Origin of the sequence: Ralstonia sp. 24A2 (assembly GCF_051783885.1) — a bacterium.
Classification (GTDB): Bacteria; Pseudomonadota; Gammaproteobacteria; order Burkholderiales; family Burkholderiaceae; genus Ralstonia.
In genome coordinates this window covers 1,779,009-1,801,492 of the sequence record NZ_JBPVZD010000002.1, presented here as the reverse complement: position 1 = coordinate 1,801,492, position 22,484 = coordinate 1,779,009, and the positions used below count along the sequence as shown (strand labels likewise).

Annotated in this window: 17 protein-coding genes and 3 tRNA genes; 4 read left to right on the top strand and 16 right to left on the bottom strand. The window is 64.2% G+C overall.

Annotated elements, in window-relative coordinates; all coding sequences use genetic code 11:
• Window positions 1-57 precede the first annotated feature (57 nt).
• Window positions 58-1,239, top strand: coding sequence for an MFS transporter (locus ACS13N_RS13375; protein ID WP_438932085.1), 1,182 nt, complete (start codon window positions 58-60; stop codon window positions 1,237-1,239).
• Between the two features lie 28 nt (window positions 1,240-1,267).
• Here ACS13N_RS13375 and ACS13N_RS13370 read toward each other — a convergent pair whose 3' ends face one another.
• The 5 genes from ACS13N_RS13370 to gudD all read right to left on the bottom strand — a co-directional run bounded on the left by ACS13N_RS13370 (window position 1,268) and on the right by gudD (window position 8,623).
• The gene (locus tag ACS13N_RS13370; protein WP_438932084.1) at window positions 1,268-2,203 is read right to left on the bottom strand and encodes an aldose 1-epimerase; all 936 of its coding nucleotides are present in this window, start codon (window positions 2,201-2,203) and stop codon (window positions 1,268-1,270) included.
• A 2-nt stretch (window positions 2,204-2,205) separates the two neighbouring features.
• Entirely contained in the window at window positions 2,206-3,396 is a 1,191-nt protein-coding gene (locus ACS13N_RS13365) for a porin (protein WP_438932083.1), read from the bottom strand.
• Between the two features lie 92 nt (window positions 3,397-3,488).
• The gene (locus tag ACS13N_RS13360; RefSeq protein ID WP_438932082.1) at window positions 3,489-5,900 is read right to left on the bottom strand and encodes a TIM-barrel domain-containing protein; all 2,412 of its coding nucleotides are present in this window, start codon (window positions 5,898-5,900) and stop codon (window positions 3,489-3,491) included.
• Between the two features lie 10 nt (window positions 5,901-5,910).
• Window positions 5,911-7,203, bottom strand: coding sequence for an MFS transporter (locus tag ACS13N_RS13355; RefSeq protein ID WP_438932081.1), 1,293 nt, complete (start codon window positions 7,201-7,203; stop codon window positions 5,911-5,913).
• A gap of 67 nt (window positions 7,204-7,270) precedes the next feature.
• Complete coding sequence (gene gudD / locus ACS13N_RS13350) at window positions 7,271-8,623, bottom strand: glucarate dehydratase (protein WP_438932080.1); 1,353 nt, start codon at window positions 8,621-8,623, stop codon at window positions 7,271-7,273.
• Window positions 8,624-8,728: 105 nt separating this feature from the next.
• Between gudD and ACS13N_RS13345 the strand changes: the two genes are divergently transcribed.
• On the top strand, window positions 8,729-9,484 hold the full coding sequence (locus ACS13N_RS13345) for a FadR/GntR family transcriptional regulator (RefSeq protein ID WP_438932079.1): 756 nt from the start codon (window positions 8,729-8,731) through the stop codon (window positions 9,482-9,484).
• A gap of 338 nt (window positions 9,485-9,822) precedes the next feature.
• Here ACS13N_RS13345 and ACS13N_RS13340 read toward each other — a convergent pair whose 3' ends face one another.
• The 6 genes from ACS13N_RS13340 to ACS13N_RS13315 form a co-directional block, all read right to left on the bottom strand.
• On the bottom strand, window positions 9,823-10,527 hold the full coding sequence (locus ACS13N_RS13340; protein ID WP_438932078.1) for a response regulator transcription factor: 705 nt from the start codon (window positions 10,525-10,527) through the stop codon (window positions 9,823-9,825).
• A gap of 57 nt (window positions 10,528-10,584) precedes the next feature.
• Complete coding sequence (locus ACS13N_RS13335) at window positions 10,585-10,785, bottom strand: hypothetical protein (RefSeq protein WP_438932077.1); 201 nt, start codon at window positions 10,783-10,785, stop codon at window positions 10,585-10,587.
• 231 nt (window positions 10,786-11,016) lie between these two features.
• A complete protein-coding gene (locus tag ACS13N_RS13330; protein WP_438932076.1) occupies window positions 11,017-13,368 on the bottom strand; it encodes a CHASE2 domain-containing protein in 2,352 nt (783 codons plus the stop codon).
• On the bottom strand, window positions 13,337-15,043 hold the full coding sequence (locus ACS13N_RS13325; protein WP_438932855.1) for a FecR domain-containing protein: 1,707 nt from the start codon (window positions 15,041-15,043) through the stop codon (window positions 13,337-13,339). Before ACS13N_RS13325 ends, ACS13N_RS13330 begins: the two co-directional genes overlap by 32 nt.
• Window positions 15,027-15,740: a response regulator transcription factor gene (locus ACS13N_RS13320; protein WP_021195289.1), complete on the bottom strand. Its 714-nt coding sequence runs from the start codon at window positions 15,738-15,740 to the stop codon at window positions 15,027-15,029. The genes ACS13N_RS13325 and ACS13N_RS13320 overlap by 17 nt, the downstream gene beginning before the upstream one ends.
• A gap of 413 nt (window positions 15,741-16,153) precedes the next feature.
• Entirely contained in the window at window positions 16,154-17,395 is a 1,242-nt protein-coding gene (locus ACS13N_RS13315) for an MFS transporter (protein WP_438932075.1), read from the bottom strand.
• Window positions 17,396-17,497: 102 nt separating this feature from the next.
• Here ACS13N_RS13315 and ACS13N_RS13310 point away from each other — a divergent pair, with 102 nt between their 5' ends.
• A complete protein-coding gene (locus ACS13N_RS13310) occupies window positions 17,498-17,959 on the top strand; it encodes a winged helix-turn-helix transcriptional regulator (RefSeq protein WP_438932074.1) in 462 nt (153 codons plus the stop codon).
• A gap of 50 nt (window positions 17,960-18,009) precedes the next feature.
• Here the strand turns inward: ACS13N_RS13310 and ACS13N_RS13305 are convergent.
• From ACS13N_RS13305 to uvrC, 5 genes are all read right to left on the bottom strand, one after another.
• Window positions 18,010-18,083 (bottom strand) — tRNA-Cys (locus tag ACS13N_RS13305).
• A 92-nt stretch (window positions 18,084-18,175) separates the two neighbouring features.
• Window positions 18,176-18,251: transfer RNA gene (locus ACS13N_RS13300), tRNA-Gly, on the bottom strand.
• 53 nt (window positions 18,252-18,304) lie between these two features.
• Window positions 18,305-18,380 (bottom strand) — tRNA-Gly (locus ACS13N_RS13295).
• 132 nt (window positions 18,381-18,512) lie between these two features.
• Window positions 18,513-19,088 carry a CDP-diacylglycerol--glycerol-3-phosphate 3-phosphatidyltransferase gene (pgsA, locus tag ACS13N_RS13290; protein ID WP_021195352.1) on the bottom strand — a complete coding sequence of 192 codons (576 nt, stop codon included), beginning with the start codon at window positions 19,086-19,088 and terminating at the stop codon, window positions 18,513-18,515.
• Window positions 19,089-19,157: 69 nt separating this feature from the next.
• A complete protein-coding gene (gene uvrC / locus ACS13N_RS13285) occupies window positions 19,158-21,119 on the bottom strand; it encodes an excinuclease ABC subunit UvrC (RefSeq protein WP_438932073.1) in 1,962 nt (653 codons plus the stop codon).
• Window positions 21,120-21,211: 92 nt separating this feature from the next.
• On the opposite strand from uvrC, the gene earP reads away from it, so the two are divergent.
• Complete coding sequence (earP, locus tag ACS13N_RS13280) at window positions 21,212-22,405, top strand: elongation factor P maturation arginine rhamnosyltransferase EarP (protein ID WP_438932854.1); 1,194 nt, start codon at window positions 21,212-21,214, stop codon at window positions 22,403-22,405.
• Window positions 22,406-22,484 lie beyond the last annotated feature (79 nt).

Below are 22,484 nucleotides of genomic sequence, written 5' to 3'. Positions count from 1 at the left end.
GGAATCCACTTCCTAAATACACTGCGAGCAACCGCAAACCCTCGCAGGAGCCACCTGATGTCTTCCCTCGCAGCGCCGAGCGCCGCCACTTCGGCCGGCCGCACGGGCCTTTCCATTGCCATCCTGGCGGTGGCTGCCTTCGTCATCGTCACCACCGAATACCTGATCGTGGGTCTGTTGCCGGCACTGGCGCGCGACCTGGAAATTTCGATCTCGGCAGCGGGCCAGCTCGTCACGCTGTTCGCTTTCACGGTCATGCTGTTCGGCCCGGTGCTGACCGCATTGCTGTCGCATCTCGAACGCAAGCGTCTGTTCGTCGCCATTCTTCTGATCTTTGCAGCATCCAACGCCCTGGCCGCGGTCGCGCCCAACGTTTGGGTGCTGGCGGTCGCACGGTTCATTGCGGCACTGGTGCTGCCGGTGTTCTGGGGAACGGCCAGCGAAACGGCCGGGCAGTTGGTCGGGCCGATGCATGCAGGCCGCGCCGTTTCGCAGGTGTACCTCGGCATCTCTGCCGCCTTGTTGTTCGGCGTTCCGCTGGGCACGCTGGCCTCCGACGCCATCGGCTGGCGCGGAACCTTCTGGATACTGGCCGCGCTATCAATGGCAATGGCACTGGCCCTGGTGGCCTTGATGCCCACGGTTGCGCGGCCCCAGCGGATGCGCCTGGCAGAGCAGTCCCGCATCCTCAAGAACCCGTATTTCGTCGCCAACGTCCTGCTGTCCGTGGCGGTGTTCACCGCCATGTTCACCGCCTATACCTATCTGGCTGACACGCTGGAGCGTATCGCCGGTGTGACGCCGGCCCACGTCGGATGGTGGCTCATGGGCTTCGGTGCCATCGGTCTGATCGGCAACTGGCTGGGAGGACGTTTCGTTGACCGTCACCCGCTGCGGGCAACGGCTGCGTTTTCCCTGCTGCTGAGCGTGGGCATGGCGGCCAGCGTGCCGCTGGCAGGCTCGCTCGTCCTACTGGGGCTGGCACTCGCACTGTGGGGCATTGCCTACACCGCGCTGTTCCCCATCTGCCAGGTGCGGGTCATGCAATCCGCCTCGCAGGCTCAGGCACTGGCCGGCACCTTGAATGTCTCCGCCGCCAATGCCGGCACGGGCCTGGGGGCCATCATCGGTGGCCTGGCAATTCCACAATGGGGGTTGGAGAGCATCGGCTATGTCGCCACCGGCATCGCACTGGTGGCGACCCTGATGACGATTTGGATTGCACGGCTGCGGCCATGACCGACCGCGCCGCCCCAGCCTTCAGAGATCAGCCAACGGCGGCGGCGATACGCAGTTGCATGCGCAGGTGCAATGTCTCGCCGGGCGCGAGAACACGAAGCCCTGTCCCGTCCCAGCCTTGCTCGGCCAGATTGATCGCATCGGCCACGTGCGAAACCGGCTCCAAGCAGAAGTACGGTTGTCCAGCCGGCGCATGCAGGATGAAATGATCGAGAGGATCCTCGGCGCGCAACGTGAGCGTTGCACCGTCGGCGCGGGATATGACGGCCTGCTGCCGCCAATTGCTGTAGTAGACGCTCAGGCCGTCGTCCGGCAACGCACGCGCATTGCGGAAATCTTCACGCGACGTGATTGGCTCGTGCCGGATGGCGACCTCACCGGCATCGGTCGGCCACATCGTCTCAGCAACAAACTGCACGCGCATGCCGGGCACGCAAGCGAAGTACGGGTGAAAGCCTCCACCGGCAGGCATGTCGCTGTTGCCGTCGTTACGCAAGGTCATGACGGCTTCAAGCCCCTCGGGGCTCAGCACCAGCGTTTGTGTGGCGGTGAACAGCCAGGGCCAGTTGTCAGCTTCGGGCACATAGCGCAGACCGAGCACGATCGACGAGGCGGTCAGCTGCTCGACCGTCCACGCACGCGCATGCGCCAGACCGTGCATGGCATGCGGCTGGCCCGGATGCGGCGCGAGACGAATCTCGCGGCCGCCCCATACAAAGCGGCCATCGCGGATGCGGTTGGAGAACGGCAACAACGGGTAGCAGCCCGTCTTGGGCCATGCCAAACCGTCGAAGCCATCATGCAGGCATGCCTCGGACATCGGCGCCAGCCAATCGATGCGCTGGCCGCCCTCGCCGGCCGAAGCCAGCGAGGCAATCCGGCCACCGGCCGCCGGCGCGACCTCCATCGTCAACGCGCCGGCCTGCAGCGTATGCACCAGCCCCGGAGCAAGCCACGCTGACATCGTCAGAAGAAGTGGCGAATGCCGATCATGCCGACGAACTGGCTCGGGCCGCTCGACGGCGTACCGTTCTGCGAGTCCCCAACCGAGGCCACAGCGTTGACGATGCTACCCGTCGAGCTCAGCGTCTGGCCGCTTGCCTTCTGGTAACCCTCCACCGCGTAGAGCGCCGTGCGCTTGGAGAACGAATACAGCTGCTCCAGCGAGATCTGGTGATAGCGCGCTGCCTTGTCGACGCCATTGCGCTTGTTCTCGGCGGTGTAGCTGTAGCCGGCGGCCAGGGTCAATGCGGGCGTGAGCGCGTACGTGGCAATGGCACCAAAGGTGTTGAACGACGCCGTCTGTGCAAAGCCGGCCGGCGAACCTGCGCCCGGGCGGTACTGCACGTTGGAGTAGTTCAGGCCCATCATCACCTTGCCGATGGTGTAACGCGCAGCCGTGCCGATGATCTGTGCGGTATCGGCCGTTGCATAGCCCTTGTTGATGGGCGCGTTGTTGGCGAAATCGCCCGTATTGTTTTGGAAGGTGCCAACGTTCTTCAGGCGGATATAGCCAGCCGACCAGGCAAAAGCCTGGTAGTCATACCGCATCGCCGCACTGAAGGCGCTGCCATTCGACATGCTGCCCGCTTGCTCGCCCATGCCGTATTGCAAGCCTGCCTGGAAACCACCGAAGGTGGGCGACGTATAGGTGACCGAATTCGGGACGCGCAGCGTGGTGTCCATCGCATCGATATCGCCCGGGTGTGCACCGATCGCGCCCGTCAGCACGTTGGTCGGGCCCAGCGCGGCAACGTACTGGAAGTACGGCGTGTACTGGCGGCCCATTGTGATCTGGCCGTAGCTCTTGTTGCTCAGGCCAACATACGCTTGGCGGTTGAAGATAACGTTCGCCTTGCTTTGCGCGCCCGTGTCGGCCGCAAAGCCGTTCTCCAGGCGGAACAGCGCCTGATTACCGCCGCCCAGGTCTTCGGTGCCATACAGACCAAACTTGCTGGCCGCGAGCGCACCAGAGTTCATGTACGTATTGGAATGCCCGCCCTGATTGCTCGAATAGGCAAGGGCGTTATCGACCACGCCGTACAGCGTGACCGAGCTTTGCGCAGCAGCCTGCATCGAAACGCCCGCGCACAGCAGCGCAGCCGATGCATAGACCGGGTTGAAGGAAAAAGAACGTTTGGCTCGTGTGGTTTTCATCGTTGTTATCTCGGTAATCTCCTGCACCAAGGGAAAACCGCGCATCACAGGCTCTCCTGGCCCGGGACGTGACGCGCGGCGGGGATGCGGCGTTAAGCCGGCAACTGCAACGTCAGGCGGCGCCAGCCACCCGCGACAGAGGTTTCAAGCACGCGGGCTTGCGGCGTCTGCACCTGCCGCGCGTCACCTACGGGCAGATGCACTTCAACCGTATCGGCCTGCGTCGGCATCTTGCCCTCGCGCGACACGTGCAACGTGATGGTTTGCGCATCAGACACCGCACGCACATTCCAGCGGCCCTGCTCGCCGTTGCGCCATGCTTCGGTTTCGCCGTCGTCTTCGATACTGCCGCCAATGGTTTCACCGGCACCCGGCATCGGCACAACGAGGAAGCCACGTTGATCGGCGCGTTGATCGAAATGCTGCTCGGCCACGTTCAGCGCAATCACACCGCCTTCGCGAATCAGCATCACCGGTTGGTCCCACGGTGCGGGCAGCGTAACGGTCTGTCCGCCGCCGAACACCTCGCCGCTCCAGTACGACACCCAGCGTACGCCGGCCGGCAGGTAGACCTTGCGTTCGGTCTGCCCTTCGTCCACGGTGGGCGCCACCAGCAGCGAGGAACCCAGCATCATGTCGTCGCACTCTTCATAGCAACGACGGTCTGTCGGGAATTCGGCAAAGGTCGGGCGCAGCACCGGCTCATAGGCCTGTGTGGATTGCCACAGCAGTTCGTACAAATACGGAATCAGGCGATAGCGCAGCTTGATGAGCGACGCGATCTGCGCGGTGACTTGCGGATACATCCACGGCTCGTTGACCGTCTTGTCGTCATTCCACGAGTGGATGGAGAAGCGCGGCATGAACACGCCAAACGCCACCCAGCGCACCAGCAGTTCGGGCGAAGGCGCCGGGCCGGAGAACCCTCCGATATCGTGCCCGATGTTCGACACCCCCGAGAGCGAAAGCCCCAGGCCCATCTTCAGGTTGTAGCGCAGCGTTTCCCACGAGGTGTAGTTGTCGCCGGACCAGGTCTGCACGTAACGCTGCATGCCGACGCCGCCTGAGCGCGACACCAGGAACGGCCGACGCTGCGGCGCGTACTCGACTTGTGCCTCGCGCGAGGCACGCATCATCAGCATGGTGTGCAGTACCTTGGCCTCGCGGATCGGATGCTTCTTGCCAAACCCCTGCGCAAACGCATCGGGTGACCACACCTCAAACTCGTTGTTGTCGTTCCAGGTGGAAACCATGCCGTATTCGAGCAGCGTGTTCTTGACGTTGGCCTTCCACCAGTCGAGTGTCTTCGGATTGGTGAAGTCGAGATAGGCGCCCACCTCATCCCAGAACTGCACCCAGGCCGGTTCACCGTTGGCGTCGCAGACCAACAGCCCCGCTTCCTTCGCCTCGGCAAACTTGGGGTGATCCTGCAGCAGGCACGGCTTGATGTTGGGACACAGGCGAATGCCGGCATCCATGTAGCTCTGCACGAAGCCGCGTGCATCCGGAAACTTGTCGGTGTTCCAGTTGAAAACGTAGCGCTTCGGGCCGATCGACGTGTAACCCGACGACAGGTGGAACGAATCACACAGGATGTCGTGCTCGCGGCAACCCTTGATGAACTCGCCCATCTGCTCCTGCGCGTTGGGCGCGTCGGTATACGTCATGGTCGAGCCGGAATAGCCCAGGCCCCATTTCGGCATCCACGCCGGGCGGCCGGTCATCCACGTGAAGCGACGCGTGGCGTCAAGCGGCGTGTCGGGCGAGGCGATGAAGTAGTAATCCAGATCGCCGAACGGCGCGGCAAAGTAACGATAGTGGCCGTGATAGTTGTCCAGCTCGCGGCCCATGTCGAAGCTGCAATCGGACAGCGTGTCGTAGAACAGGCCGAAACCGGTGCCGTTCTCCGGGTGCCACGTCACGTAGAACGGGATGTGCTTGTACAGCGGATCGGTCGTGCGTGCGCTGTAGCCCATCGCGTCGATGTTGCGCATCTCGTAGCGCTGATGCGCGCGGTTGAGCTCACCCGCGCGTTCACCCAGGCCGAAGTACATCTCGCCCGGTTCGCGGCGCACGTAGTGATAGACCTGCTCGTCCCAGTAGCCGAAGTTGTAGGCCTGGGTGGCGCGATCGTGCAGCACGGACTGCCATTGGCCAGCGCGGTTGATCTCCCACGTGCAGAAGCCGCCCGCGAGCGCAACGCTCAGGCGAATCTTGCTGGTCTGCACATGCAGCGTGTTGGCGTCAGACTGCAGTGCAAATGCCGGCAGCGAGAATCCGCTGAGGTCACGCCGATCACGCCCTTCGAGCGGCGTATCGTCGGCGCCCGGCGCAATCGACCACGTGGCCGGACCACGCAAGTCACCGTGCGGCAGCACCAGCACGCGGATGATGTCTTCTTCCAGCACGAAGACTTCAATCGCAGCACCGGTGCTGCTGGCCAGGCGAAGGCGGTTGCCTTCTTGCGCCTGGAGTTCGAATCGGGGGGGATGCAACATGGACATCGGTTTCAACTCAATTTGAAGCGGAGAGTTTCATCTGGCGTGCAGCACGTTCTTCCTGAGACTGACCGCGGATCAGGATGATCAGCAGCACGGCGGCAATCACGTCGAACGCGCCCAGCAGACTGAACAGCGGGCCATAGCCAACCGTATCGGCCAGGGCACCCACCACAGCAGTGAATGCCAGACCTCCGATCCAGCCGGACATCCCGGCAAAACCGCTGGCCGTACCCACTTCTTGCGGATCGAACACGTCTGCGCTCAGCGTATTGACGGACACGGAAATCATCTGGTGCGCGAAACCACCCACGCAGAACAGCGCGATGGCCACATACGGCGATGCCACCAGCCCCACGCACGCCGGGCCGATCATCATCAGCGCGCCCAGTACCACGCCGCCCACGCGCGACCACACCAGCGGCAGGCGGCCATACTTCATCAGCAGCGGCGACAGATAACCGCCGGCCATGCCACCCAAGTCCGCCGCGAGGAACGGCAGCCACGCAAACATGGCGATCTGCTTCAGATCCATGCCGCGCTCTTTGAAGAAGTACAGCGGGATCCAGAAGCTCAGCGTCTGCCAGGCTGGCTCGGTAAAAAAGCGCGCCAGAGCGATCGCCCAGAAACGGCGCGACAACACGATCTCGGAGATCGGACGCTTTTCGCGCTTCTCCCCCGCCGAACGCAACTGCCCGTCGGTGATTTTTTGCAGCTCTTGTTTGGACAACCGTGGATGCTCGTTTGGCGAGCGGTAGAAGGCGTACCACAATGCAGCCCAGAAGAAGCCCAGCGCCCCCGTCACCACAAAGGCAGCTTGCCAGCCGTGCCGCATGGAGAGGAACAGCACCAGCGGCGGGGCCAGCATGGCACCGAACGACGTGCCCACGTTGAACCAGCCCGTCGCCACCGATTTTTCCTTGTCCGGAAACCACTCCGCCACGGCCTTCATGCCCGATGGAATGGCTGCCGCCTCCGTCAAGCCCATGAACGTGCGGAACCCTGCCAGTGACAGCCAGCCCGTCGCACCAGCGTGCAGCACACCGGAAAACGACCACAACACGGCAAACAGCGCAAAGCCAATGCGCAAGCCGATCAGATCGACGATGAAGCCGCACACCGGCTGCATGAGTGTGTAGCCAAACTGAAACGCCATGACCACGTAGCCATACTGCTGCGTGGTCATGGACAGCTCTTCTTTAAGCGTTGGCGCCAGCACGCCCAGTGAATTGCGCGCCAGGTAGTTCATGATCGTGCCCAAACACACCAGCACGATGATCCACCAGCGCAAGCCCTTGATGGTCTTCAAGATTCGTCTCCAGATACTTTTTTATTATTTGAAAGGCGGCCTGAGACCGCCCCAGCGTCTGCCTACATCAACGCACTAGACACGGACGCTTGTTGTTGAACGTCCAGTTCGGCACCAGGCACTGCATGGCAGCCGCATCGTCGCGTGCACCCAGCCCGTGCTGCTTGTACAGCGCGTGCGCCTTCTCCACTTGCGCCATGTCGAGCGTCACACCCAAACCCGGCGCGGCAGGCACATCGATCTCACCACCAACGATCTGGAACGGCTCACGCGTCAGGCGCTGGCCGTCCTGCCAGATCCAGTGCGTGTCGATGGCGGTGATGTTGCCCGGTGCGGCTGCGGCCACGTGGGTGAACATCGCCAGCGAAATGTCGAAGTGGTTGTTGGAATGCGAGCCCCAGGTCAGGCCCCAGTCGTCGCACATCTGCGCCACGCGCACGGAGCCCTGCATGGTCCAGAAGTGCGGATCGGCCAGCGGAATGTCGACCGAGTGCAACTGGATGGCGTGGCCCATCTGGCGCCAGTCGGTGGCGATCATGTTGGTGGCGGTCGGTAGGCCGGTGGCACGGCGGAACTCGGCCATCACCTCACGGCCGGAGTAGCCGCCTTCGGCACCGCACGGGTCTTCGGCATAGGCCAGCACGTCGTGCTTGTCGCGGCACAGGCGGATGGCCTCTTCCAGCGACCAGGCCCCGTTCGGGTCCAGCGTGACACGCGCGTCGGGAAAGGCTTCGGCCAGCGCAGTGGTGACGACCATCTCGTCATCGCCGCTCAGCACGCCGCCCTTGAGCTTGAAATCCTTGAAGCCGTAGCGGGCGTGCGCGGCCTTGGCCAGGCGTACGACGGCTTCGGGCGTCAACGCTTCTTCGTGACGCACGCGGGTCCAGTCGTCGGTGGCGTCGCTGCCGTCGGCGTAGTCAAGGTTCGTGCGCTTGCGGTCGCCCACGAAGAACAGATAGCCCAACACCGGCACCTTGGCGCGCTGTTGCCCCTGCCCCAGCAAGGCGGCCACCGGCACGCCCAGATGCTGACCCAGCAAATCCAACAAGGCGCTTTCCAGCGCCGTAACCGCGTGCACCGTGGTGCGCAGGTCAAACGTCTGCAGCCCGCGCCCGGTCGCGTCGCGGTCGGCAAATTGCCGGCGCACGCTGTTGAGCACGTTGTTGTAGGCACCGATCGGCTGCCCCACCACCAGCGGCGTCGCGTCTTCAATCGTCTTGCGGATCGCCTCGCCGCCCGGCACTTCGCCCACGCCGGTATGGCCGTCGGAATCTTCCAGGATGACGATGTTGCGGGTGAAGAACGGGGCGTGTGCGCCACTCAGGTTCAGCAGCATGCTGTCGCGTCCGGCCACGGGGATGACCTGGAGGCGGGTGATGCGCGGCGTGCGCAGGGTGGATTCAGCAGAGTTGTGATTCATGGCCGTCACGTACGTTATCAGTCGTCATACAACATGGAGCGGAATATAATGGACGCATCCACGCAGAACTACCCCTGGTAAACCCGAAACCCGCCCGGAGACAGCATGCCAACCCCAGGCTCCCCCGCAACGCTCGCGCGCCGCACCCAAAGCCTGGCGGAAGTGGTGGTCGATTACGTCAAGCAGCGCATCACCACTGGCGACCTGCGCATCGGCGACAAGCTGCCCACCGAATCGGAACTGATGGAAGCGCTGGGCGTCAGCCGCACCGTGGTGCGCGAGGCGATTTCACGCCTGCAAGCCAAGGCACTGATCGAGACGCGCCACGGCATCGGCAGCTTTGTGCTACCCCCGCGCCAGGACAACACCATCCAGCTGGGCGCCGCCTCCACGCTGCACGACATCCTGGCCATGCTGGAGCTGCGCGTGGCGCTGGAAACCGAGTGCGCTGGCCTGGCCGCACAGCGCGCCACACCGGAGGCGCTCGCCACGCTGCGGCAGGCGCTCGAGGCCATTGAAGACGACCAGGCCGCCGGCCGTGACAGCGCGGCGTCCGATCTGCGCTTCCACCTGAGCATTGCGCGTGCCACCGGCAACCAGCATTTCGTGACCGTGCTCGACCAACTGGGCAAAACGCTGATCCCGCGCAGCCGCATCGATGCATCGCAGGTCGGCTATCTGAACTCGCAGGAATCGCGCGCCACAGTCAATCGCGAGCACCACAGCATCTTTGAGGCCATCTCCCGCAAGGAGCCGGAAGCCGCTCGCGCCGCCATGCGCATGCACCTGTCGAACAGCCGCGAACGGTTGCGCCGCGCGCACGATTTGGCCGATACAGCCGCGCCGGAAGCCTTTACCTGAACCCTGCAGCGCCTGGATCGGGCATCCAATCTTTAGTTGTACGACGTCTTACAACAAATCGATATACATCGGCGAAGTACGGCATCGGGCTGGTGTTGATAAAGATTTGCATTGTGTCGGTGCCAGCCACGTAACCTGCATAGGCACCGACCCCTCGTGGGTGCGCTCCGGTCGCGGAAGAGAGAGCCGCGATCTACTTGGCCCTGATGCTGCTGTCCCGAGTATCAGGGCGTTTTTCTTTGAGCACGCGCCCCTCCCCGCCCCCCTCTCTTCGACCAACAAAAAAGCCCCGACTGGCGGGGCTTTGTGTTGTGCGGGACGCGCTCTGCGTTGCAGCGTCAGCAAACCGTGCGTTCCATGACACGCTCCAGGCAGAAACCCTGTCCGTAGATTGCCCGCAGGCGCAGCCCATTCTCGTTGCCCAGCAGCAACTTCTTGCGCAGGCGGGAGACATGCGTATCGAGCGTACGCGAGTATGGGCTCAACTCTCGGCCCCACAACGCCAGTTCAATGTCAGCGCGGGACAGCACGCGCCCGGCGTTCGCAAACAGCAGCAACGCCAGTTCAAACTCGCGCGCGTGCACTGCCACCTGCGTGTCCCGCAGGCGGATCGAACGATTCTGCCGGTCAATCGTATAAGGCCCCAAGCAGATTTCTGACGCGCGCACCGCGCGGCTGACAGCAAAGCGGCGGATCAGCGCATCAAGGCGGGCGAGCAGCTCGGGCGGGCGAATATCGCCCTGGAAGCACAGATCTGCACCGTGATTCAGTGCGTCGGCGGTCTCGATGTCAGCCTGACCGTCGGCAAGGTAGACGATGGCCATGCCGGGGCCCACGCGCTCGCGCACGGTGCGCACCAGGGACAGGCCCGGCATGTCATGCGCATTTGCACCGACCATCAGCAGGTTGATGCCGTGCACGTCGATGGCCTCGAACACCTGGCGGGAGAGAAACAGTGGCACGCATTCGAAGCGTGACGGCTGCAGCGCGGAGTGAATTGCCTGTTGGCGGGCGACATGTGTGTCGATCAGGCCGATCTTCATGGCTCGGTCTCTTTCTGGATGGGCCGCGAGATGCATCAAACGCCTGCTTCGCGTAAATCAACTGCAAACGACATCACGCTGGCACGCATCAACCCGACTGATGCCCTCGCCGCGCAAAGCGAATAAACGCCGACCAGCCAGCCAGACACGCGCATCCTGCGGCAGATTCCCGTTGCCGCGCAGGGCTTGGTGCAGTTGCATGCGAAGGTGTTCGTATTCGCATTCGCTCAGCACATCGGTTGCGGTCTTGCTCAACATACGGTGCACCTCGGGTCGCCGGTCTTTCTTGCGTGGTTTGCTTCTGCCTGCGCTTCCGGTTCTCGCTCAGGTGCCGCCGTCTCTCTACCGGGTGCATCCCCCGAGTACGTTGTGCCAGTCGGCCAATGAACTGTAGGGCCGCCAGACAAGCGGATTGCAAATGATTGAAAAGGGAAAGTGGCAGAAGCCGCACCGTGTATGCGGTTGCCGATGTCGCAAACGCCTGCGTGATCAGGCGTCGTGGTGAAGCGGCCCGCGCGGCAGCCAGATCGTGAAGGTGGAGCCCAGCCCCGGCGCGCTCTGCACGGCAATGCGGCCGCCATGGCGTTCAACGGCGGTCTTCACGAAGACGAGGCCAAGACCGGCGCCAGCCGGCGCATTGGCCCCCGTTTCATGCAGGCGATGGAAGGGCTGGAACAGTCTTGGCTGATCCGCCAGCGCGATGCCCGCACCCTGATCGGCCACGGCCACCGTGAACATCGCGTCATCGATCCCCACCGATACCGTCACCACCGAGCCCGGCGCGCTGAACTTGATGGCATTGTTGAGCAGGTTCACCAAGGCGCGCACCAGCAGACGCGGCTCACCGCGCACGGGCGCTTCGATGTCGGCGTGCACACGCACCTCGACCTGATGCCGATTCGCCAGGGCCCAGACCTCGTCGGCGGCATCGAGCACCAGGCCGACCAAATCCACATCCACCAGCTTGAGCGCCTGCGATTCGGCACGCGCCAGGTCGATGAAGGTGTCGGCCAGCTCCAGCGTGCGCGACGAAAGCTGCTCGATACGCGAGAGCAGCGTTTCGCGATCCAGCGCCCGCGAGGCATCGCGCTGCAGCTCGATGAGCGCAAGGATCGCGCTCTGCGGTGAGCGCATGTCGTGCGAGATGAAGCGCAGCGCTTCTTCACGATGGCGCTCAGCCTGGCGTACGGGGGTGATGTCGGCAAAGCTGACGATGATGTCAATGGGCCGGCCGGCGTCGTCGCGCAAGGCGGCAGCGTGCATGAGCATCGAGCGGCCGTCGTGTGTATGCAGCTCGACAGGCTCCAGCTTGGCATCGGGCCCAGCCAACCAGTCCACCCAGTAACGTTCACCCGCGGTCGGGTCGGAAAATGCGCGCGCCAGCAGGCTCGACAGGTCACGCAGCGCAGCGGCACGGTTCTGGCCAGGCGTGCTCGGCTGGCCGGCAAGCCCTGCACTGCGGCCATTGGCCAAGCGGATCGTGCCGTCGGGTGCGCAGATGACCGTGGCATCGGGCAAGCTTTCCAGCGCATCGGCCAGGAAACGGCGCAGCCCGCGCAGCTTGTCGATGAGCGAGGCCACTGCGTCCATATGCGCGCCGAGCGTGCGGCCCGTACGGGCCAGCGGCGCCGTATCGGTGAGCACGCCAGGCTCGCGCGCCAGGCGATACAGCTCGTCGCGCAGGAAACGCAAGGCAGCCTCCTGCTGGCGCCAGCTCCACAGCGGATACAGCACCAATGGCCCGACCAGCGCTGCAAACGGCGGCAGCCAGCGGTTACCCAGCACCAGCACACCGACCACGCCAAGCAGCAGCGCTGCCGCACTCGCCAGCGCCACCGCCAGCGCCATGCGTGGCGTGAGCCAGCGCACCGCGCACGCCGTCATCAGCAACGGCAGCAGCGTCATTACCCAGAACACACCGGTCGGCACCGGCAGGATGGCGCTGCCGTTGAGCACCGTTTGCGTGGCGTTGGCCAGCACCTCCACGCCGCTCATCGTGCGCGATGTGGGCGTGGCGAAAATGTCCGACACGCCCGAAGCCGTGGCGCCGATCAACACCAGCTTGCCCGCGAACACATCAGGCGGCACGCGCCCATTGAGCACATCTAGCGCCGGCACATGTCGGAACGTACCAGCCGGCCCGGCAAAGTTCAGGCGGATATGCGCCTGCCGCGTCCACCCGCCGGCGTCGGTTTCCAGGTCGAGCGTGGCTGGCGTCGACGCGGGCGCCTGTGCCGCCAGCCGCGCAAGTTGAACCGCCAGGTGGTCGAGCACGTGCCCACGTGGGCCTTCAGCCAGATACATGCCGCGCACCACGCTATCCGCATCGGCGGCTGCATTGATGTGTGCAACGGTGGCCTCAATGCCGAGGAACGGATAGTGATACACGCGTCCCTGCTCCGTGCGCTCCGGCAGCGCAGGCAGGATGACGTGACCAGCCTGGGCGATGGCCGCGGTCAGGGCGCGATCGCCTTCGGGGTGCGCGAGGTCCGGTTCGATGAACAGAATATCGACGCCGATTCCCCGCGGGTGCGCCACCCCCACACGCGCCAGCAGATCGGCCAGACGGCTGCGCGGCCACGGCCAGCGGCCCACTGCATCCAGGCTCTGATCATCGATGGCGACGATGACGATATCGTCGCGCGCTGGATGCCCATGCAGCGTGATCACGGTGTCGTACAGCGCCGAGTCCAGCCGCTCGACCACACTCCAGCGCACTGCACCGATCGTCAGCAGCGCAGCCAACAGCACCAGCACGCCCCACTCCACCAGAGAGCGCAGCCTGCCGCGCGGAGCCGCGCGCATCGGTTCAGCGAGGGTTGGTACGACCGGACCAGTCATTGAGCAGGAGGTTGCCGCCGCCGCTCTGCACCGGGCTGCGCGACGAATCGCCGACGAACGCGCCAACGTCAATGCGCTGCGGCTTGGCGTACACGACCGATGCCGGGTCGCCCAGGTCAACACCCGTGCGGATGTAGTACGTACCGGCTGGCGGCTGCGGAATGGCGGCTTCGCTGCCGTCGCTCACGATGTCGGCAACCGGCTTGGCAAAGGTCGGCTCGCTGGCGAGTTGCACACGCGTACGTGCGCCGGCTGCCGCCAGTTCGGGTGTCAGCGCAGGCCAGTGGGCGTGAAGCATGCCGTCGTTGCCCGCGTCGATGGAAGCCGGCGGCACAGCGCCCGGTGGAATATCGAGCGCCTGAAAACGCAGCGCGTCGGTCCACGGGCCAGTCTTGCCGTCCTCAGCCACCGAGCGAACACGCCACCACCAGGTGCCCGCGCTCAACGTCCTGGTCACGCGCACGTCCTGCCCGTGCTCCTGGATTGCGGGCGATGCAAAGGTCTCTGCGTCGGCCACTTCCATATCGTAGCTGCGCACATCCGACACCGCCGCCCACGAGAACGCCAGTTCACCGCTGCGATAGGTTTTTCCACTCGCCGGCTGAATCGTGTACGGCGCCTCCGGATGCAGGCGCACCGTAAAGGGCCGCGTGGCCGACGGGCTGGTCAGGCCGAGCGTGTCAATGCTCTGCACGACCAGCGTGTAGTCGCCGTCTTCGTCACCACACAGCGTGGCGCCCGGTGTCTTGCTGTGCTGATAGGCACTCAGTTCGGTCAAGGCGGCATCACGCGCAACGGCTGCACGGTAGGCAACCGCCCCTTTCACCGGCTGCCACGTCGCCCGGAAACACGGCCGCTGCACCAGATCCGGAATGGCGTCGAGTTTAGGCGCCGCCGGCAGCGCCGCGCGCTTGAGATGTCCGCCTGAGACCTGCACGCCAAACCCGGCCTTGACGCCCTGCGTTCGACGGCCGGCCTTGGTGGCCACCTCCCCTTCGAGCACGGAACTGGTCGACACGGACTCGCTCGCCTGCACGCGGAAGCGCGTGCCGCGCACGCCCGTCACGAGCGCAGGTGTGGAAATTTCATAGCGGCCGACGCCGGTTTTCTTGGGCGAAACGTTCGACTCGGCCTCGCCCTGCTTCACGTGCACACGCACATCGATCAACCCGGCGCGCGCAAACGCACGCACACGCGACAGCGCCACGCGGCTGCCCGGCGGCACCGTCACGCGCGAGCCGTCATCAAATGCGAGCGTGACGGCGCCCTTGTCGCCGGTTTCGATCTGCGCGTCTTCTGCGAGCTTCATGCCAGCCTGCAGCGGCTTGCGGTCGGCAGTCGTGGCGTCGCGCGCAAACACGACCTGCGCCGTGGCCGGCACCACCGGAATGCGATCGAAGGGAATCCGCAGCACAGAGCCTGGCTGCAAGCGGTACGGATCGGCGACATGGTTGCGCTGCTGCAGCAGGCGCCAGCCCTCGACGCTGTTCATGTAGCGGTCAGCTAGGCTGATCAGCGTATCGCCCGGCTGCACGCGGTAGAGAAAATCGTTGCCGTCTGCGCCGGAGGGTTGAGCAACCGCCGCCTGCCAAACGCCCCCAAAAACAACAAACGCGCCGACAACCGCGGCGCGCCCGAACCCTTCGCGTCGAAACGCTTCAACCTGCTTCGCCATCTTCTTGTGTGGTTTCGAGTCGATAGCCATGCGAGTACACCGAGACCAGCCGCACGCCATTCTTCTGATTGAGATCCAGCTTAAGCCGCAGTTTGGAGATATGCGTGGCGAGCGTGCGCGAATCCGGGCCGATGCTGCGCCCCCAGACCGCCTGCTCGATCAGCTCGCGCGGCACCAGCTTGCCGACATTGCGGAACAGGTACAGCCCCAGGTCGAACTCCCGCGGCGACAGCTCGACCTGCGAGCCGTTCAGCGTCAGCACACGCCCGATCGGGTCCACTGCGTACGGGCCCACCCGGATGCGCTCCAGGGATTCGCTTGTACGCGGTGCAGCGCGGCGCAGCAGTGCACCCACGCGCGCCACCAGCTCGGCGCGACGCACCGGCTTGATGACGTAATCGTCCGCGCCGGCAGCCAGCCCGCGTACCACGTCGTCTTCGAGTGAGCGATTGGTCAGGAACAGCACCGGCAACGCCGGGCCAACCGTCTGCCGCACCCAACTCACGAGCTGGATGCCACTGATGTCCGGCAACTGCCAGTCAAGCAGCAGCAGATCGAAGGTTCGATCCCGCAGCGCCTTGACGAAGGCGTCCCCGCTACTGAAAGACTCGCATTCGTATCCGGACGAAACCAGGATCTCTCGAATCAACTCCGATTGCGCCTGGTTGTCTTCTACCGAGGCAATTCGTATCGCCATCTGGACTGCCCTTTCCCCGCTCCGGGTCCGGCTGTTTAGCCGGCTCCCGCCGCCGCTACATGGGACGCCGGCTCGCTCCCTTTGTCGTTGTGATCGGGGTCCCGGACCAGCGCATCATGGTTTGATTCACCGGCCACCTCCGGCGCGGCACCGACTCCCGCGCAAGACCTTACCCAGGCCGCCGACATGCCTTACATATCGACTTGGGCCCAGGTCATCCTAAAAGGCCGCCCCTGTCATATTGCAAACAATTGTGAAAACCTAGACGCAGAGCCAAGGTTTTGTCGTGTTCTATCATTTTTCACTATGTCAGAACAAGGCAGAACCCTTCGAAAAGTATAGGGCCCGGCTTATCGAATGGCAGGCCAGCCGGGTATACACCGGTCCGGCAGGCCCCACCAAGGGGGGAATTGCTAGCGCGCCTCTATCTCCAGCCGGCGCGTCCACGCCGCAGTTGCCGCCCAGAACCCCAGCGCCGCCAAGCTGATACCCGCACCCAAGACACACACGCCCGACCACCCCGCCCGCGCGTACGTCGCCGTCGAGGCCATCGCCCCGAGCCCGCTACCAGCCGCATAGAACAGCATATAGGCACCCACCAGCCGGCTATGCGCCTCCGGGTGCAAGCGGAAGATCAAGCTCTGGTTGAGCACGTGGACGGCCTGCCCACCCAGGTCGAGCAGGATGACACCGACAACGAGCCACGCCAGATGCTGCAAGCCCACCCCCAAGGGCACCCATGCGATCAGCAGCAACCCCAGCGCGGCAGCCGTGGCCGACTGCGCCCGGCCTCGGTCAGCCAGGCGCCCGGCACGTGCCGCCGCCAGCGCCCCAACCGCCCCCACCAGCCCGAACGCGCCAATTCCCGCCGGCGAAAATGCATACGGCGGCGCGCTCAACGCCAATGCCAACGCGCTCCAGAACACGCTGAACGCCGCAAACATCAGAAAGGCGATCAGGCCACGTACCTGCAGCACGCGCTCACTCAGCAGCAGTTGCCACATCGAGCGCAGCAGCGCGCCGTAGCGCATAGGGGCTGACGCCATCACCGGTGCCGGCAGCCAGCGCCACAACGCAGCCAGCATCGCCACCGAGATGCCCGCCGACACGACATACACGGCTCGCCAGCCCCAGGCATCTGCGATCACGCCCGCCACCGTCCGCGCAAGCAACAAGCCGATCACCACACCACCCTGCACCACGCCGAGGACACGGCCGCGCTCCGACGCCAACGCCAATGAGGCCGCACAAGCGATCAAACCCTGCGTCATCGCGGTCCCCAGCAAACCGACACCGAGCATGCCGAGCAACAAAGGCCAACGCGCTTGCGCAAGGCTCACGCCCAGCAGCGCCGCAGTCAGCAGCACAAGTTGAACAAGCAACAGCGGCTTGCGCAGCCAGCGGTCACCCAGCGGCACAACCAGCACCAACGCCAGCGCGCATCCCGCCTGGGTCGCACCGATGACGCCGCCTGCCCAGGCCTCGCTCAACGCAAAGTCGTGCGCCAACGCATCGAGCAAGGGCTGCGCAAAGTAAACGTTGGCCACACTGGCAGCCGCACACGTCGCCAACATGACCACCCACGCCCGCGACATAGGCGCCGCAGAAACAGCCCCCGTCTCCGGCGAATCAGCAACAAGAGAATCGACAGCCATGCATCACCCCATCTAGTTTCAAATTAAAACCAGATGAGTCTAGGCAGACTTGTTTTATCATGCAACCACTTGATGGAAACAGCCATTCGTGGCCAATGGAACATGGTTCAACGCAAACGCTTCGACGATTCCGCCTGCCCTGTCGCCCGCGCACTCGACCTGGTGGGCGACCGCTGGATGCTGCTGATCGTGCGCGACGCCTTCGACGGCCTGCGCCGCTTCAGCGAATTTCAGAAGAGCACCGGCGCGGCGCGCAACATCCTGGCCGACCGCCTGCGCCTGCTGGTCAAGCACGGCATCTTTGCCGTGGCGCCAGCCTCCGACGGCACGGCGTATCAAGAGTACGTGCTGACCCCCAGGGGCGAAGCGCTCTTCCCGCTGGTGGTCGGTCTGCGGCAATGGGGCGAGGCGCATCTGTTTGCACGCGGCGAGAAGCATTCCGTGCTGGTCGACAAACAAACGGAGCAGCCGCTCGCGCCAATGCAGCCCAGGACGCGCGACGGTCGCGCGATACAGGCGCCAGAAACGGAAGTACGGAAGGTGACGGTCAAAGCGCGCGGCTAGGCGCGATGCCAAAGAAAAAGCCCCGAACCAGTCGGGGCTTTTCTGCATTCTGGAGGCGGAGGCCGGAATCGAACCGGCGTACACGGCTTTGCAGGCCGCTGCATAACCACTTTGCTACCCCGCCAAGGGCTCAACACCGCATTGTAGCAATTCGTGAAGAACCGCGTGCTTGCCGCGCCGATAAAGAAAAAGGGAAGCAAGGCTTCCCTTCGGGATTGGAGCGGGAAACGAGGCTCGAACTCGCGACCTCAACCTTGGCAAGGTTGCGCTCTACCAACTGAGCTATTCCCGCGTAACCGGTTATGCCGCCATGCCATCACATCCACATGGCCACACATTCAAAACTGGAGCGGGAAACGAGGCTCGAACTCGCGACCTCAACCTTGGCAAGGTTGCGCTCTACCAACTGAGCTATTCCCGCATTTTGGCTACCAGCACCGCCGTACAACCTTTGTGCTGCCAGACCGTTTCGTCACATCGCTGCAACGAGAAAGAGATTATGGCAAAAAAGAACCGTTCTCGTCAACACTTTTGCGCAAGAGTTTTTGCAGGCTCATTTTGCGCGCTCGCGAATCTGCGGCCAGGCGAGTTTCATGTAGTACGCCATCGACCACAGCGTGAGCACCGCCGCCACATAGATCAGCCACGTGCCCCACACATGCGCGTCGATCACGTCGAGCAGCTTGCCCTCGAACAACAGCAGCGGAATCGCGATCATCTGGAAGGTCGTCTTCAGCTTGCCGAGCATATTGACGGCTACGCTCTTTGACGCGCCGATCTGCGCCATCCACTCGCGCAGCGCCGAGATGGTGATCTCGCGGCCGATGATGATCAACGCGACGATGTCCGAGACACGGCCCAACGCCAGCAATACCAGCAGCGCAGCCGCCACCATCAGCTTGTCTGCCACCGGATCGAGAAAGGCACCGAACGATGAAGTCTGGTTCCAGCGGCGCGCGAGGAAGCCATCAAACCAATCGGTCAGTGCTGCGACGATAAAGAACACCGCGGCCGTCAGATTCTTGGCAGGCAGCGCCATCCAAGTGTCCGGCAGGTAGAACACGCCCACCACCAGCGGGATCATGGCCACACGCAGCCAGGTCAGGAGGATCGGGAAGTTGAAAGGCATGGCAAGTCGAGAGAACAATTGCCGCACCAGGTCATGCACCGGCGCGGCAAGATGGGGCATTGTCGCCGATCAGTGCAGCTGGCGGTAGATTTCTTCAGCCAGGGTCTGGGAGATGCCTTCCACCGTGGCCAGCTCATCCACGCTGGCGGACATCACACCGCGCAGGCCGCCGAAGCGCGCCAGCAGCCGCTGCCGGCGCTTGGCGCCGATGCCTTCGATCTCTTCCAGCCGCGAGGTGTTGCGTGCCTTTGCCCGCTTCGCACGCATACCCGTAATAGCAAAGCGATGCGCCTCATCACGGATCTGCGCAACGAGCATCAGTGCGGCACTGCCCTGCCCCAGCTCTAGTGAGGGACGGCCATCGGCGAAGATCAGCGTCTCCAGGCCGACCTTGCGGCCCTCGCCCTTGGCCACGCCGACCAGCAAACCGATGTCGAGTCCCAGCTCTTCAAACACTTGGCGCGCGACTTCCACCTGCCCCTTACCACCGTCGATCAGCACGATGGTCGGCATGTTGGGCGTGTCTTCGCCGGACTGCTCGACGATCTTCTGATAGCGGCGCGTGAGGACCTGGCGCATGGCCGCGTAGTCGTCGCCGGGAGTGATGTCCTGGATGTTGTAGCGGCGGTATTCGCCGTTCTGCATGGCGTGGCTGTGGAAGACCACGCACGACGCCTGCGTGGCCTCGCCGGCGGTATGGCTGATATCGAAGCATTCGACGCGCAGCGCGGCAAGGTCTTCCAGATCGATGCCGATGGTCTCCGCCAGCGCGCGCGTGCGGGCCTGCTGGCTGCCTTGCTCGGAAAGCCGTCGCATGAGGGACAGCTCCGCGCCCTTCTCGGCCATCTCCAGCCACGCGCGACGCCCGCCCTGCGGCTGGCGCACGACCGACACACGGCGCCCGGCCTGCTCGGCCAGCGCATCAATCAACTCGGTCGCGTGGATCGGGTGGCTGACCACCAGCACCGGCGGCACGAACTGATCAAGATAGTGCTGCGCGACAAAGGCTTCAAGGATGTCGCTGGCCATGCGCTCTGAATCGCGTGCCGACTCGGTTGCGGTGGCGACCTCGGCTTCCACATCTTCTCCGACGATAGCAGCGCCGTCCTCCACATGCGTGGGGAAGTAAGCCTTGTCGCCCAGATGCCGGCCGCCGCGCACCATCGCCAGGTTCACGCAGGCGTGGCCGCCCTTGACGGCCACGGCCAGGATGTCGATGTCGCTGGCCTGCCCGACCTCCTCCACCGACTGCTGTGTGAGCACCGTCGACAGCGCGCCGATCTGGTCACGCACGACGGCCGCCTGCTCGAACTGAAGCGCTTCGGAATAGCGCTGCATCTTGTCTTGCAGCGTCTGCATGACTTCGTCCTGGCGCCCTTGCAGGAACCCGGCCGCGTTGGCGACATCACGGGCATAGTCTTCAGAACTGATCGCCTGCACGCACGGGCCACTGCAGCGATGGATCTGGTGCAGCAGGCACGGGCGCGTGCGGTTGTTGAAAACCGTGTCTTCACACGTGCGCAGCTGGAACACCTTCTGCAGGATCTGCATGCTCTCGCGCACGGCATGCGCACTCGGGAACGGGCCGAAGTACTGGTGCTTGCGATCGGTCGCGCCGCGGTAGTACGCCATGCGCGGATACGCATGCTGCGTGAGCTTGAGATACGGATAGGACTTGTCGTCGCGGAACAGGATGTTGTAGCGCGGCGCCAGCGCCTTGATCAGGTTGTTCTCCAGCAGCAGCGCTTCGGCCTCGCTGCGCACGACCGTGGTGTCGATGCGCGCGATCTTCGCCACCATCATGGCGATGCGCGGTGACAGCAGCGTCTTGTTGAAGTAGCTGGAAACACGCTTCTTCAGATCACGCGCCTTGCCCACATAGAGCACGTTGCCCTGCGTATCAAAGTAGCGGTACACGCCGGGTAGATTCGGCAGGCGCGCGATGTATGCTTTCGCGTCAAAGTCGGGCGCGCTGGGCTCAACGCTCTCGGGCGTCTCAGGCAGATCGGGGGGCGTGGGGTCGGACGGCATGACGTTCGCAGGCTCAGAGGGCGTCAGTGTAGAACAAGCCGCCGACTACAATGTCGGCCCACCGTCTTTCCTGCCCTACTCCCCTTTTCTGTATGCGCACCATCACGTCCTGGGATCTCTTCTGCCGCGTCGTCGACAACTATGGCGACATTGGCGTGTGCTGGCGCCTGGCCCGGCAGCTCACGCAGGAGCACGGCCATACCGTGCGGCTGTGGGTCGATGACCTGCGCTCATTTGAAAAGCTCTGCCCCGCCGTTGACGTGGCAGCCGAGGCGCAGCACGTCTCGGGCGTCGACATCCGGCAGTGGGGCGATGATGCGCAGGTGGCCGCACTGCTCGCCGCTGATGCGCATCCCGCGCCGCATGACGCGGTGATCGGGGCCTTCGCATGCGCCGTCCCGGAGCCGATGCTGCAGGGCATGGCCGCGCTGGCATCGCAGGGCACGGCGCCGGTCTGGATCAACCTGGAATATCTCAGCGCAGAAAACTGGGTGGCCGAGTTCCACGCGATGCCATCGCCACATCCGCAACTGCCGCTGGTGAAGTACTTCTTCTTCCCAGGGTTCGCGCGCAACACGGGCGGCGTACTACGTGAAACGCATCTGGGCGCCCAGCGCGCAACGTTCAACGCCAGCCCGGCGGCTCACCAGGCGCTGTGGCACCGGCTCGGCGTGGACGACCTGATGCGTGAACACCCCGACGCACTGCGCGTGAGCCTGTTTGCGTATGCCAACCCGGCATTGCCGGCACTGGTCGCCCAATGGGAGGCCTCCCCGCAGCCAGTGATCTGCCTGGTGCCCGAAGGCTTGGCCGCCACACAGATCGCCGAGTTGTTCGGGGACCCCAGCGCCGCCAAAGTGGGCGCCCGCTGGACGCGCGGCCAATTGACCGTCGCGGTGGTGCCGTTTGTCCCCCAGGAGCACTACGACCCACTCCTGTGGGCCTGCGACATCAACTTCGTGCGCGGAGAGGATTCCTTCGTGCGCGCGCAGTGGGCGCTGCAGCCGTTCATTTGGCACATCTATCCGCAGAGCGACGATGTGCACCTGGTCAAGCTGGACGCCTTTCTGGCGCGCTACACCCCTGCCTTGCCTCAAGCGGAGGCCGATGCACTCCACACGTTCTGGCATGCTTGGAATGGCAAGCCGGAGACACTCAACTGGCCAGCGCTGATGGCCGCCGCACCGGCCCTGCGCACCCGCGCGAGCACCTGGGAGCACACCTTGTTGCATCTGGGGGATCTCGCCGCGAATTTGGTGGCATTTTGCGAAAAACAGGTAAAATAGAGGGCTGATCTCTGTATGCGGCCCCGGCTTTGACCTGGTTCGCGCGACCCGAGGGTATCGCGCGGTGCTTCGTTGCTTG